We start from the raw sequence: 12,970 nt of genomic DNA, 5'->3' as shown, positions 1-12,970 counted from the left end.
CACGAGCGTCGAAGACCCGATCCCGCGCCGACGTCCCCGCTTCACCGATGCCATCAACAACATCAGACGTTATGACAGAGACACCGGGCCACGTGCCCGCCGCACGCACCGGCGTGCAGATTCAGGAGGCGCATCGCACGTTCTTCCATGCGATGCCGAAAGTCGAACTGCATTGCCATTTGCTGGGCGCGGTGCGTCACGACACGTTCGTGGCACTCGCCGAGAAGTCGAACGCGCCGCTCGAACGCGCCGAGATCGACGCCTTTTACACCCGTGGCGAAAAGCCCGTCGGCGTGCTGCGCGTGTTGCGCGCGCTCGACGAGTATCTGCTGACGTCGCCGGACGATCTGCACCGCATCACCTACGAGTATCTGGCGGACGCCGCCGCGCATAACGTGCGCTACAGCGAGTTCTTCTGGAACCCGACCGGCACCGTGCGCACGTCCGGCATTCCCTACGCGAGCGCGCAAGACGGCATCGTCGCGGCGATTCGCGACGCCGAACGCGATCACGGCATCGTCGGCCGTCTTGTCCCGAGCATCGACCGCGAAGCCGATGCCCGCGAAGCCGTCGAGATGGTCGAGTGGATGCGTGCGCATCGCGCCGACGAAGTGATCGGTATCGGTATCGACTATCGCGAGAACGACCGGCCGCCGGAACTCTTCTGGAAGGCCTATCGCAACGCGCGTCTCGCCGGTTTCAAGACGACGGCGCATGCGGGCGAATTCGGCACGCCCTGGACGAACGTCGAGACGGCCGTGGAGCTGCTCAAGTGCGATCGTATCGACCATGGCTACACCATCGTCGACGCGCCGGATTTCGCGCGCGAGTGTGCCGAGCGCGGCATCGTCTTCACGATCGTGCCGACGAATTCGTACTACCTGCGCACGCTGACCCCGGAGCGCTGGGCCGAAGATCACCCGATCCGGCGCATGCCCGGTCTCGGCCTGAAGGTGCATCCGAACACCGACGATCCGACGCTGCACAAGGTCAATCCGGCGCAAGCGTGGGAATTGATGTACAGCCACTTCGGCTTCTCGCTCGACGACCTGCGCGGCTTCATGCACAACGGGCTCGACGGTGCGTGGATCGACGACAGCACACGTCAGGACTGGCGTGGCCGTTTCGCAGCGGACTTCGACGCGGCACGCAACGTGCTCAACGATTCGCTCGCGGCCTGACACCGCCGCCAACCGCTTTTCCTTGGTCTCACCCGACCTTCAGCCGCCTTCGGGCGGCTTTTTTTTCGACACGATTTGCGTGAATTCCACAGCCGGGAAATATCGGCGGCATTGCGCATGATTCACCCCAAAACCCCGAGCTTGTCTATTCGCGGTGACAGTCACCCGATAACATGCGCCGCTCTTATCGAAACGAGCCGACGAGCGCGCCATGCCACACACTTTTCACACGACGCAAGATGACGCGGCGCCAGCCAGCGTGTCGGCGTCGCCATCACTAACGGCGACACTGTCGCAACGCCGGCTGAACGACTTTCTCGACGTGCTGGGTCAGCGCTTCGGTCTGTCCGGTCTGCAATCGCGCGACGTTCCCGGCGCCGGCGTGACGCTGGAGAACGGCGACATGGCCTACTTCCGATCCAACGGCACGCTCGACACGTTCGATCTCTATTTCCGCATCGACATTCCCCCGTCGATGTCGGGTCGTGCCGATCTGATTCCATCGATAACGAGACACTGCTTTTCAGGAGACGAGCCCTTTGCGCTGCTTTCCGTTCAGGCGCCGGAGGGCATTCTGTTGTTCGGATGCAGGGATATCGAATATGGCGCAATGCCTGACGCCTCGGCGCGTCGGCTCGATGCCTGCTTCTCCGACTACACCACATTGATCGGTTTTTTGAGAAACGAGGTTCATTGATTCATGTTGTTGACAGTGCAGTCCGACATTTCACGCGTCCGCTCGGCGGACAACCTGCTGGAACTGGCGATGGGCGCCCGCTTCCTGAGCCGGGCAAGCGTGGCGAGCGAATTCGACAACCGTACGCTGGAGCAGCACGTGCAGATGGCGCCGGAGCGGCCCATTCCGGCATTGCGCATGCACGCAGGCCTGCGTGCCCGTACCGATTCGCTGGAATCGTTGCCGGACAGCAAGACGTTCGAGGCCTATCGCAACGCCGAGGTCGGCCGCAATCTGTTCGATTGCGCGCCGTACTATCCCAAGGCCGCCGCGCGCGTGGAATTCGAGCGCAAGCTGGGGCAGGCGTTGTGCGACGAACCGCAGATCCGCGATATCGCGCGACGCATTCGCGAGCTGACCGGCACGCCCGTGCGTTTCGACGATTTCGGTGAAACCGCGCAGGCCAAGATTCTCAGTGAGCGCGTGGGCATCGGTGGCGCAGACGAATGCGTGAGATCCGAGAACACGCTCGATGCTCACGTGCTCGCCACGCTGATCAAGGCCGAGGCGCCGCACTATGACGATCCGGTCGCGCCCAATCCCAAGCGCCGCCGCAACATGTTCAACGCGGCGCCGCATCCAGAAAATCCCATGCATCCGTGGAATCTTCGTGAGTTCGACGTGCCGATCGCCGAGATCAAGTCGCCCAAGCAGATGCCGAACCGCATCCGGCAAATCATGCAGACGCGCTGGGACACCCTCCGCAGCGGAGCGGGCAGCGAGTCCACGTTCGCCGCGCTCGTCGAGGATGCAGGCGTGGCGCGTGTTTATCGTGAAGCCGGGTTCGCTGCGACCGGCGACGCCGTCGCGTACATGTTCCAGTGCACGCCCGACGAACGCTCCCGGTTGCTGCATGACCTGCTCGACATCACGTGGAGTACGGCGAAATACACCGGCGACGAAGCCAACGGCCGCGATCTGAGTCCGATCGGGTCGGACGTGCGTCAGCATCGCACCGGGGATCGCTCGAACATGGTCAGGACCTCGGATCGCAACGATCCGCAGATCGCGAAATTCGCGCTCGGGGCCATCGTGCACGACAAGCCAGTCATCTCGGGACCCAGCGGACATACGCTGCGTTATCTGAACCACTACGCGCAGTGCCGCGAGATGGCGGCTTACGCGGGCGATGTCTCAGACTGGCCGTCGCTTGCCGAGGCGCGCATGGTGATGATGGCGAACCTGATGCCGCCCAAGGACCACCACTCGTATCACGAGATCATGGCCGCTTCGATTGGCGTAACGGACGGCAGCGAAATGCTGCACTACCGTGATCGGGCCACTTATGCCGATCTGAACGACACACCGCTCGGCGCGGCGATGCTCGACCGTCTGAAGGAAGGTGCACGCGCAGGCCTCTCTGACGAGTAGCGCCGCCTGAGTCAGGGTTAGGGCGACCGTCGTCGGTGCGTGTGCATGCGTCGCCCGTTCGTCACGTGCTCATCCCTGAGACTCGTCGCCCGAACTCTCGCTCTCGGTATCGAGCGAATAGTCCAGCACGACCGGTGTCCCATACGCTCGCAGCAAATGCGGCGCGTGCACAAATCGCTCGGCAATCGTTTGAGCCCGCTGTGCGGCTTCGGCGGGTGTCCTCGCCAGCGTGGCCTGCGCAATGTGCTGAACTTCGTTGGCAAACGCCATCCCGATACGCCGACTACTGCGGTGAAGCACGAATCGCGCGTTGGCCGGGTCGAACAAACCGCCATGGGCGCGGCTCTCGGCCTCTACTTCGGCACACGCGGCGCACGGCACGAAGCGGCCCGCCATCGGCACCACGATCAGCGCATCGGGACAGAGATGCAGACGCGTCACCGCTGCGCGATGCCAGCGCTCGGCGTTCCCCGCAATGGCCGACTCGACGCACTGCTCTGCGTGCATCGTTTCCGTCACGCCAGTCGGTAACGCCGCGAGCCTCGGTGTGTCGCGCATGGGCGTGTGCACCACGACATCGGTGAATTGCGGAGACTCGCTGGCGGCATCCCGCAGCACTTTGCGCAACGTCTCGAATGCGTCGTCGAGTTGACGAAGCGCGCTGTGCGTACCAGTCACACCATCCGCCGGCAAGCCGACTCCCTTCTCCACTTCAGCACGTGCCGCCATACGCATGTGCTCGAAACCCCGCCCCTGCACATACCGATGCCGGAGCTTGGCGATATCTCGCACTCGTCGGGACATCACCATCGCGAGCCAGTTGCGCTCGTCACCCGGGGCAACTCGGCGCGGTGCACCCGACATGAGCGCATCGTCCGTCAGCGCGAGATGCAGCGCATCGCAAATGCGGTCCGCATGGAAATTCGACGCGATGTGCAACCGTCCGCCAAAGACACTCACCTGAACTTCCAGCGGGTCGACGTGCAGACGTTCGCGCATCGTCATGTTCACGGCGATGGCGATGTGTCGCAACGACTGCGCGACGCGGTCGAAGCCGAGATAGCGCTTGGGGCGCGGAGGCGCGATGGGGCGGCGCGGGATTCGAGACGCTTCCTCGGGCGTCAGGCAGTAGTACCTCGCCGCGGACGGCGCATGGGTGGGCCGCGCGACGTGTCGTGGGACGTCGATCTCAAGCGCTCGCGCCGAGTGCACCGCACGTGAACGGGCCCCGGTCAGTGCAAACGCAAAGGCGTGCGCGGTGCACTCGCTTTTTTCCGGAACGCTACAGCGACGGGTGCGGGAGGGATGGCAAACGTCATGTGGCAACGACATGCATGAGTGGATATTGGGCATTGGGGACAGGGGGCCGAGGCATTGGGGGGGTGTCGGGCGGCCAATGCTGTCGTCCCTGTCGTCCGCTTATTGCCGGTATGCAGAGGCGGTATGGCCGGTGTTGCGCCCGAGTGGGCGCGTCGCACGCTCAAGGGGCTGCGAATTTTATGAGCCCGTTTCCGGCAACGCTTCTGTATTTCGATGTGCGACTGTGGCGCTGCGTCCCGTTCATGGGCGCACGACAGGGGACGTTCATGAAAAAAATGCCGCCAACCCTTTCAGGCTGGCGGCTTCGCATCGCTTGGGGTCGATGCGGGGGTGCTGCGGTACTGCTGTACTACCTGGGGGTGCGGCAAACCGGGTCGATTACGAACGGCTGTCTTGTGCGAAGACGTTGCGATCGCTCAGTTGGGCGCGCACGTCGGCGCGGGTCAGCGGCGCGGCTTGTGCTTCGACTTGCGCCTGGGCTTGTGCTGCCGTGACCAGCGGTGCGCCGGTTTCGGTCTGGTTCAGTTGACCGCTGGCGGCGGCTTGCACCAACTCGGCACGCACTTCGGCGCGGCTGACCTGGCTTTGCGTAGCGGCCTGGATGTCGGGGGTGTTGTCGTTGTAACGGGCATCGGCGAAAGCGGAAGCCGAAACGAACGAAGCGGCGGCGACAACGGCGGCAAGGATACGGGTGTTCATGGTGAGACTCCTGTCAATTAGATAGATAACTTCGGGTTGAGCTAGCGTTCGGGGCATCATCAGCGTCGAGGCCGGGGGGCACTTCGTTTTGCTGCGTTGCGGTGTCCGTCGCGTTGGCATGAGTGAATCTTAGGGAAAACCCGTGGTTTTTTCGCAACTGAACGTCTACGAAATGCAACCGATCGTCCGATTCGAAAAATCTATTGAAAATCAGGTATTTAGTGCCGTTAAACCGAATGTACGGCGCGCATTCGGGGCATTTTGGGACGGTTTTGGCGGGGCATGACGCTATGCGCAACAGCGTCTTTGACCGAATGGGGTTTATCGCGAAGTGCGTCAGCAGTAGAGTGACAACATGATGAAGTCCACCGACATCGTGGCTCGCAGGGTGCGCCGCACCGCGGACGATGCCGGTAGTAAGTCACAGGAGCATTACCATGGCTGCCCTCGGTTCTTTCCTTTTACTGGCGAGCGCATCGTGGCTCACCGCGTCGTATCTGCGCAGCCGCACCGCTCGTTCGCGCCGTCAGCAGGAAGCTCGCGTGCGCGTGAAGTCTCGCTGAGCGCCGTCAGACGCCATAAAGGCAGCAAGTCGCGACACGGCGGATCGCCGGTGTCGGTCGAATCGCTCGTCTAGCACGACGAATCGACGAAAACATCGTTGGATTATTTCGTTTTCAGCAATGCGTCCTTATCAAGGAACGCGTTTTTCTCCTGATTTCGCGAGCGTAGATTGGCGGCAATGACGGCGCCCATCGTGGACGTCTCGCCAGACAGGAGAAATGAAAATGAAACACGCTCTGATCGCTTCGACTTTTGTCGCCGCATTGCTGAGTGCAGGTGCCATGACCGGCGCGAACGCTGCCGAGAATACGCAACCGGCCGCCCAGGCGCAGCAAGTGCAGACGCAAGCACAAACGCAAGTGCAGGTTCAGGCACAACCGGGTCCGGTGGCCGCCCAGCAGGGTTCGGTCGTCTCGCCCGTGTACGAAGTCCCGGGCCGCGTGAATCGCGCCGGATCGATCTACTTCGGCCAGTAAGCCCTGACGCCGCCGGTCACACTGCGACACTGCGCGCGGCGTAAAAAAACGGCAAGCCGGGGAGCCATCCACCGGCCTGCCGTGTTCCCGTTCCCGGGATCTCACCCCCTACGTGATCTTGTCCTTCCGCGGCTTTTCGTCGCTTCGGGCACGTCGTGCGCCCCCCTCCCGCGCTTCAATACGTCCGCTTCATCGCCCTCGCGCACACGGCAGACAAACATCCCACCGCCAGCACGTACACTGCAATCCACCAGGGTTTGTGGCCACCGTATTCGAGCAGTGTTGCCGCTACCAGCGGTGTGATCGAGCTGGAAACGATCCCCGAGACCTGATAGACGACCGAGATGCCGGTGTAGCGCACCCGCGTGTCGAACAGCTCGCAGAACATCGACGCCTCCGGGCCGTACACGAACGCATACACCACCCCCAGCGGCACGATCACCGCGAGCGATACCCACCAGACGTTCGACGAGTAGTGCATCACCGCCAGCGCCGGGATCGACGACACCCCGCAAGCCAGCGCCCCTGCCGCAAACACGCGGCGTCGCCCGACGCGATCCGAGAGCTTCGACGCATACGGAATCGTCACGACCAGCACGAGTGCCGCAAGCGTGACGGCCAGCAGGATCGGCGTTTTCGGAAAGTGCAGCGTGCCGACGAGATACGAGATCGCAAACACGGCATAGACGTTGAACACCACGCCGTCGATATAGCGCGCGCCCCAGCCGAGCAGAACGTTTCGACGGTAATCGCGCACGATCTCCGAGAGCGGCACGTGCGCGACGTGCTGACTGTCCTTGATGCGGGCGAACTCGGGCGTCTCCAGCACCCGCAGCCGGATGAACATGCCGACGGCCACGAGCGCCAGACTGAGCATGAAGGCCAGACGCCATCCCCACGACATGAATTGCTCGTCGGTCAGCGTAGACGAGAGCAGGGCGACGACCCCCGTCGACAGACAGAGGCCGACGGCCAGCCCGATCTGCGGATACGCCGCGAACTGTCCGCGCTTGCCGCGCGGCGCGTACTCGAACGCCATGAGCACCGCGCCGCCCCATTCGCCGCCGAGCCCGATGCCTTGCAGCAGCCGCAGGAACAGCAGGATCAACGGCGCGGCAATGCCGATGCTGTCGTAGGTCGGCACGAGGCCGATGAGGAACGTCGACACGCCCATGATGGTGAGCGTGACGATGAGCAGCGGCTTGCGTCCGAGCCGGTCGCCGAAATGGCCAAAGAGAATGCCGCCGAGCGGACGCGTGGCGAACCCCACCGCGTAGACGGTGTACGCGAGCGCCGTTGCGACGAAGGCATCGCCGCTCGGAAAGAAGAGTTTGTTGAAGACGAGTCCGGTGATGGTCCCGTACAGAAAGAAGTCATACCACTCGACGGTCGTGCCGATCAGGCTGGCCAGCGCGACCGTGCGCACCGCTTTTTCGGTATTGACGGCATCGCGCGCGCCAACGCCGGTGAGAACCTGTTCCATTGCGCCTCCTGTTGATGCGCCGCGCCCCGGCGGCGCGCTGCGACGCACCGGTCTTTGCCGGGCGTCTGTCTCCTGGATGTCTCGGTGCCGCGCATGCCGAGGGTTCGGTGCGCGGCTATCGTTTTGATGATGGATGCTGCGGGGACTGCGGGTAAGACGCGAAAACACTCATGCCGCCACGACGGCACGGCAACGACAACCACTACGACTGCGACAACAACGACCTCCAACGCGACGTCGCAAAGTCGCAACGTCGATCGGATCCTTTCAGGCAGCCGCGCCGATGAAATTGCGGCCGCGCGGACCGTCGAGTGCGGCGGCGATCATCTGCGCGGACTCCGGCTCGCTCACGCCATAGGCGGAAAATTCGGTCGCGACGCCCAGCCCGTTCAGGAACGCCGTGAGCGCGTCGGGGGCACCGTCGATATCGCCGTCGAAGACCTGCGCGAGCACGGCGTCGCGGTCGGCGCGTCGGCCGATGGCCAGCCGCATCACCGTCGGCAAGGTGAACGAGCAGGCAATGCCGTGCGGCAGGCCGTGGCGAATCGTCATGTCGTATGAAATCGAGTGCGCAAGCGCCGTCTTCGTATTCGAGAACGCCATACCCGCCTGAAGCGCGGCAAGCGCGGCCTGTGTGCGTAACGTCATGTCGTCGAGCGAGGCCATGAGTTGCGGCAGCACGCGCATCATTTCGCGCGCTGCCGTCACGGCGAACGTGTCGGAGACGGGATTCGCATTGACGTTCCAGATTGCTTCGAGGGCGTGCGAGAGCGCGTCGAGACCACTTTGCAAGGTGACGGCGCGCGGCAGCGAGCGGGTCAGACACGGATCGACGATGGCCGCTTCCGGCCACGTATGCGGCAGGTGCAGCGAGTATTTCTTGCGCTTCACATGGCGGTCCCACAGCGTGGCCCACGGCGTGACTTCACTGCCGGTGCCCGCCGTCGTGGGAATCGTGATGAGCCGTTTGGTCCGCGTCGGTTCGAAGGTGCCGCCGGCATCGAGGGCATCGACCAGCGTAGCGAACCGGTCGTCGGCGCCCGCGACCATCAGCAGCTTGGCCGTGTCGAGCGCGCTGCCGCCGCCCAGCGCCACGATCACCTCGCACTGCCCGTAGCGCCGCCAGAAGTCGCTGTACATCGGCGCCAGTTCGCGAACGTCCGGATTCGGGCTGACCTGATCGATGATCCCGGCAAGCCGTTGGCCGAGCAGCGCCTCGATCTGTCCGGTCATGCCGAGCGCGCGCGCTTCGGGCATGGTGACGAGCACCGCGCGGCGGTGGCCGACGAGATCGGGCAGATCGGCAAGCGCCCCCGCACCGAAGCGGACGTCGACCGGATTGTGGAAGCGTGAACGTGCAGTCATGGCGAGGAGCGTGCCGCGGCGTATCTGATGTCTCTGACGTTTCAGGACGCTGCGATCGATTGAGGAAGATTGAGCTGGATTATGGTGAGCGTCGTCCTATACTTCCAATTCACATTTTTTCGGCAATCTATTGGTAAAACCTATACCTCGTCACGGGAGCGTCACGCATGCGCATTACCCAGTTGCGGTCCTTTCATGCCGTCGCGCACCACGGCAGCGTCACGCGTGCGGCACAGGCATTGCATGTGAGTCAGCCGACGATGACGACACAGATCCGCGCGCTCGAAGAGACCTACGGCGTGGAGTTGTTCTATCGGCACGGACGCGGGCTCACGCTCACGCCGACGGGCAAGGCGCTGTACTCGGTCAGCCTGCGCATCTTCTCGGACGAAGCCGAAGCGCTCGGCCTGCTCAAGGAACACGGCGGCCTGCGCACGGGGGAATTGCGTCTGGGCGCGGTCGGGCCGCATCACGCGATGGAGATCGTCGCGGCGTTCCAGCCACGCTATCCGGGCATTCGCATTTCCATGCGGCCGGGCAATTCAGAGGAGATGATCGAGAGTCTGCTGGCGTATCGCACCGACGTGGCCGTGCTGGCGCGCTATCACGAGGATGTGCGTCTGCACGCCGTGCCGTATCGCACGCATCCGGTCGTGCTGCTGGTGCCGCGCACGCATCGGTTCGCGCGACGTCGCAGTGTGAAGCTCGCCGAGCTGGCCGACGAACCGATGCTCATGCGCGAGCTGGGGTCGACCACACGTCACGCGCTCGAAGCGGCGATGCAGGACGCGGGTGTGTCGCCCACGGTGGCGATGGAGATCGGCAGTCGCGAGGCGATCCGCGAAGCGGTGATTCTGGGGTTGGGTATTGCGGCGGTGTCGGCGCGGGAACACACCCCCGACGAGCGGCTGGCCACCGTCGCGATCGGCGACGCGCGGGTGGAAACCACGACAGTCGTCGTCTGCCTCGCCGAACGACGCGAATCGCGCGCGATCGCGGCATTCATGGATGTCGTGGCAGGCTTGGTGTGACGCTGCGTCGCCACGATGAGTTCATCGGCGTCATGGACGTTGTGGACGTCCTGGACGTCATCGAAATCATGCGCGCCGCATACTCTTGGGACACAACGCAAGACGAGGGCAGTCACGACGACCGCCCCCGGACGACTACAGGTACTGGCTGGCGGCGAGCACGATGGCGGACGCCACGAGACAGTAGATGCCGAACAGGTACCAGCGACCATGTTCGAGCCAGCGCGACAGCCAGCGCAGCGCCACGAGCCCGGCGAGGAAACTGAACACCATGCCGGCGAGGCTTGGCGTGAGCACCGACATGAAGTGACCGGAGAAGGTCTGTGCGCCGCCCGACTTGTACAGACGGTACGCTTCCTTGACGATGACCGGCGGCGTGAGCACGACCGCCAGCGCGAAGCTGAATTCTTCGACGCGCACCTTGTCGAGCCCGCGCAGCATGCCCGTCGAGATGGTCGAGCCCGAGCGCGAGAAGCCACGGAAGGGCAGGCAGATGCCTTGCACCGCGCCGATCCAGGCGGAATCCACACCGCGCATCGGGCGATCCCCCATCGGCGGACGCTTGCTGCCCGAAATCAGGATCAGAATGCCGGCCATCGCGAGGCCTGCCGAGATGATGTAGAGATTGCCGAACAGATGCTCGATTTCCGCATGCTCGGAGCCGCGCATCAGCACCTTCTCGATGAAGAACATCAGCGCCAGACCGATCACGCCGGTGAAGGCCGTCGCAATGATCACCTGCTTCGCGTTATGGATGAAATCGTACTTCGACGAGAAGTAGCGCTCGCGCCAGGACTTCCAGAAGTAGACGATGACGGCGAGCATCGTGCCGGTATGCAGCATGACGAGCAACAACGTCATGGCGGGCGTGGACGGGTCGAGCCCCATCAGCTTCTCGGCCATGATGACGTGTGCCGAACTCGACACCGGGAGCAGCTCTGCCACGCCTTGAACGATGGCGAGCACGAGCACTTGCAGATAATCCATGCGCAATCCTTGAGAAATGGGCAAGGACAGTACGCCGTCACCGTGACAATTGTGTGACAGTCACATGACGGCGGCACCGGTCGCCTGCCCTCGACCGAATGCCGCGCATGATACTCCGACAGACTTGGCAGAAAATGAGGTTGAGGATCCGTCCGGTCATCAGGGGCCGGGGCCGGAATGCCCGGCTCCGGTCGTCGTTGCGTCAGTTAAAACAATCGCGAATCCGGCGCTGGCAAACACCCTGACTTCCGCATTTCCGCATGACGACGCGAGACGCTCGCACCGGCTGACGCCATCGCGAGACGATGGACCGGGCGCAGGCCAACTTACTTGTGCAGCGCCTGATCCAGATCGGCGAGCAGGTCGTCGATATGTTCAATACCGATGGACAGGCGCACGGTCTCTTCGCTCACGCCGGCCTTGCGTAACTCGTCCGGAGAGAGCTGGCGGTGCGTGGTCGACGCCGGGTGCGTGGCGAGCGACTTGGCGTCGCCGATGTTGACCAGCCGCGTGAAGAGTTGCAGCGCGTCCTGAAACGCTGCGCCTGCCGCGCGTCCGCCCTTCACCCCGAAGGTCAGGATGCCCGGCCCGCGTCCCGACAGATACCTCTGCACGAGCGCATGATCCGGATGCTCCGGCAACCCGGCATAGTTGACCCACTCCACCTTCGGATGCGTCTTCAGGAATTGCGCGACTTTGAGCGCGTTGTCCGTGATGCGCTCGAGGCGCAGGGCAAGCGTCTCGATCCCCTGAAGGATCTGGAACGCGTTGAACGGCGAGATGGCCGCGCCGGTATTACGCAGCGGCACTACACGCGCACGGCCGATGTAGGCGGCCGGCCCGAAGGCTTCCGTGTAGACGACACCGTGATAGCTCACGTCCGGTTCGTTCAGCCGCTTGAAGCGTGTCTTGTGCTCGGCCCACGGGAATTTGCCCGAGTCGACGATGGCGCCGCCCAGACTCGTGCCGTGTCCCCCAAGATACTTCGTCAGCGAATGCACCACGATGTCGGCGCCGTGCTCGAAGGGACGCAACAGGTACGGCGACGGCACGGTGTTGTCGATGATGAGCGGAATGCCGTGGCGATGCGCAATCGCCGCGAGCTTCGCGATATCCGTGACGTTGCCCAGCGGGTTGCCGATCGACTCGGCGAAAATCGCTTTGGTCTTCTCGTCGATCAGCGGCTCGAACGACTCCGGTTCGCGCGGATCGGCGAAGCGTGTGGTGATGCCCGAGAGCGGCAGCGTGTGGGCCAGCAGATTGTAGGTGCCGCCGTAGAGCGTGCTGGCCGCCACGATGTTGTCGCCGGCTTCGGCAATCGTCTGGATCGCGTAGGTGACGGCCGCCTGACCGGAGGCGAGCGCCAGCGCCGCCACACCGCCTTCCAGCGCAGCAACGCGTTGTTCCAGCACGTCCTGCGTCGGATTCATGATACGAGTGTAAATGTTGCCCGGCACCTTCAGGTCGAACAGATCCGCGCCGTGCTGCGTGTCGTCGAAGGCATACGCCACCGTCTGATAGATCGGCACGGCCACCGCGCGCGTGGTCGGGTCGGGACGGTAGCCGCCGTGCACCGCCAGCGTTTCCAGCCGCCATTGCGCGGCTTGCGAGGTGTCGTTCTGCGCTTGGTTCGTATCGTTGTTGCCGCTCATGTCGCATGTCTCCGGATAGGCGTTGCGTTCCGCTGGCGGAACGGATCTGTCGAATTGATTAGTTATCCGATGGCATTCTAAACGCAGGCGCATGGACGCCTTATC

12 protein-coding genes are annotated in these 12,970 nt (G+C 63.6%); 6 read left to right on the top strand and 6 right to left on the bottom strand.

Annotated elements, in window-relative coordinates:
• Positions 1-71: 71 nt before the first annotated feature.
• The 3 genes from PCA20602_RS07450 to PCA20602_RS07440 all read left to right on the top strand — a co-directional run bounded on the left by PCA20602_RS07450 (position 72) and on the right by PCA20602_RS07440 (position 3,288).
• The gene (locus PCA20602_RS07450) at positions 72-1,181 is read left to right on the top strand and encodes an adenosine deaminase family protein (protein WP_150720686.1); all 1,110 of its coding nucleotides are present in this window, start codon (positions 72-74) and stop codon (positions 1,179-1,181) included.
• Positions 1,182-1,392: 211 nt separating this feature from the next.
• Positions 1,393-1,878: a hypothetical protein gene (locus tag PCA20602_RS07445; protein ID WP_150720685.1), complete on the top strand. Its 486-nt coding sequence runs from the start codon at positions 1,393-1,395 to the stop codon at positions 1,876-1,878.
• Between the two features lie 3 nt (positions 1,879-1,881).
• Positions 1,882-3,288, top strand: a complete 1,407-nt coding sequence (locus tag PCA20602_RS07440; RefSeq protein ID WP_150720684.1) for a hypothetical protein — start codon at positions 1,882-1,884, stop codon at positions 3,286-3,288.
• A gap of 69 nt (positions 3,289-3,357) precedes the next feature.
• Here PCA20602_RS07440 and PCA20602_RS07435 read toward each other — a convergent pair whose 3' ends face one another.
• Entirely contained in the window at positions 3,358-4,320 is a 963-nt protein-coding gene (locus tag PCA20602_RS07435) for a hypothetical protein (protein WP_150720683.1), read from the bottom strand.
• Between the two features lie 666 nt (positions 4,321-4,986).
• Positions 4,987-5,307: a DUF4148 domain-containing protein gene (locus PCA20602_RS07430; protein WP_069340508.1), complete on the bottom strand. Its 321-nt coding sequence runs from the start codon at positions 5,305-5,307 to the stop codon at positions 4,987-4,989.
• Between the two features lie 437 nt (positions 5,308-5,744).
• Here PCA20602_RS07430 and PCA20602_RS26180 point away from each other — a divergent pair, with 437 nt between their 5' ends.
• Entirely contained in the window at positions 5,745-5,870 is a 126-nt protein-coding gene (locus PCA20602_RS26180) for a hypothetical protein (protein WP_277990378.1), read from the top strand.
• A gap of 225 nt (positions 5,871-6,095) precedes the next feature.
• Entirely contained in the window at positions 6,096-6,347 is a 252-nt protein-coding gene (locus PCA20602_RS07425; RefSeq protein WP_150720682.1) for a hypothetical protein, read from the top strand.
• A gap of 175 nt (positions 6,348-6,522) precedes the next feature.
• On the opposite strand, the gene PCA20602_RS07420 is transcribed toward PCA20602_RS07425, so the two are convergent.
• Complete coding sequence (locus PCA20602_RS07420) at positions 6,523-7,830, bottom strand: MFS transporter (protein WP_150720681.1); 1,308 nt, start codon at positions 7,828-7,830, stop codon at positions 6,523-6,525.
• Positions 7,831-8,097: 267 nt separating this feature from the next.
• Entirely contained in the window at positions 8,098-9,195 is a 1,098-nt protein-coding gene (psrA, locus tag PCA20602_RS07415; RefSeq protein WP_150720680.1) for an iron-containing alcohol dehydrogenase PsrA, read from the bottom strand.
• A 167-nt stretch (positions 9,196-9,362) separates the two neighbouring features.
• Here psrA and PCA20602_RS07410 point away from each other — a divergent pair, with 167 nt between their 5' ends.
• Positions 9,363-10,226 (top strand): LysR substrate-binding domain-containing protein, encoded by an 864-nt coding sequence (locus tag PCA20602_RS07410; protein ID WP_150720679.1) that lies wholly within the window; start codon positions 9,363-9,365, stop codon positions 10,224-10,226.
• 135 nt (positions 10,227-10,361) lie between these two features.
• Here PCA20602_RS07410 and PCA20602_RS07405 read toward each other — a convergent pair whose 3' ends face one another.
• Positions 10,362-11,213 carry an undecaprenyl-diphosphate phosphatase gene (locus PCA20602_RS07405; RefSeq protein ID WP_150720678.1) on the bottom strand — a complete coding sequence of 284 codons (852 nt, stop codon included), beginning with the start codon at positions 11,211-11,213 and terminating at the stop codon, positions 10,362-10,364.
• Between the two features lie 326 nt (positions 11,214-11,539).
• Complete coding sequence (locus tag PCA20602_RS07400) at positions 11,540-12,865, bottom strand: O-acetylhomoserine aminocarboxypropyltransferase/cysteine synthase family protein (protein ID WP_150720677.1); 1,326 nt, start codon at positions 12,863-12,865, stop codon at positions 11,540-11,542.
• Positions 12,866-12,970: the final 105 nt, after the last annotated feature.

It is taken from the genome of Pandoraea capi, from assembly GCF_902459735.1.
In the GTDB taxonomy this organism is placed as follows: domain Bacteria; phylum Pseudomonadota; class Gammaproteobacteria; order Burkholderiales; family Burkholderiaceae; genus Pandoraea; species Pandoraea capi.
The sequence above is the reverse complement of the archived record's forward strand: the minus strand, read 5'-3'. Positions and strand labels throughout refer to the sequence as shown.

Bases quoted from the DNA above. Each gene is read 5' to 3' on its own strand.
- PCA20602_RS07450 (WP_150720686.1), top strand. From the start codon at position 72: ATGACAGAGACACCGGGCCACGTGCCCGCCGCACGCACCGGCGTGCAG.
- PCA20602_RS07445 (WP_150720685.1), top strand. From the start codon at position 1,393: ATGCCACACACTTTTCACACGACGCAAGATGACGCGGCGCCAGCCAGC.
- PCA20602_RS07440 (WP_150720684.1), top strand. From the start codon at position 1,882: ATGTTGTTGACAGTGCAGTCCGACATTTCACGCGTCCGCTCGGCGGAC.
- PCA20602_RS07430 (WP_069340508.1), bottom strand. From the start codon at position 5,307: ATGAACACCCGTATCCTTGCCGCCGTTGTCGCCGCCGCTTCGTTCGTT.
- PCA20602_RS26180 (WP_277990378.1), top strand. From the start codon at position 5,745: ATGGCTGCCCTCGGTTCTTTCCTTTTACTGGCGAGCGCATCGTGGCTC.
- PCA20602_RS07425 (WP_150720682.1), top strand. From the start codon at position 6,096: ATGAAACACGCTCTGATCGCTTCGACTTTTGTCGCCGCATTGCTGAGT.
- PCA20602_RS07420 (WP_150720681.1), bottom strand. From the start codon at position 7,830: ATGGAACAGGTTCTCACCGGCGTTGGCGCGCGCGATGCCGTCAATACC.
- psrA (WP_150720680.1), bottom strand. From the start codon at position 9,195: ATGACTGCACGTTCACGCTTCCACAATCCGGTCGACGTCCGCTTCGGT.
- PCA20602_RS07410 (WP_150720679.1), top strand. From the start codon at position 9,363: ATGCGCATTACCCAGTTGCGGTCCTTTCATGCCGTCGCGCACCACGGC.
- PCA20602_RS07405 (WP_150720678.1), bottom strand. From the start codon at position 11,213: ATGGATTATCTGCAAGTGCTCGTGCTCGCCATCGTTCAAGGCGTGGCA.
- PCA20602_RS07400 (WP_150720677.1), bottom strand. From the start codon at position 12,865: ATGAGCGGCAACAACGATACGAACCAAGCGCAGAACGACACCTCGCAA.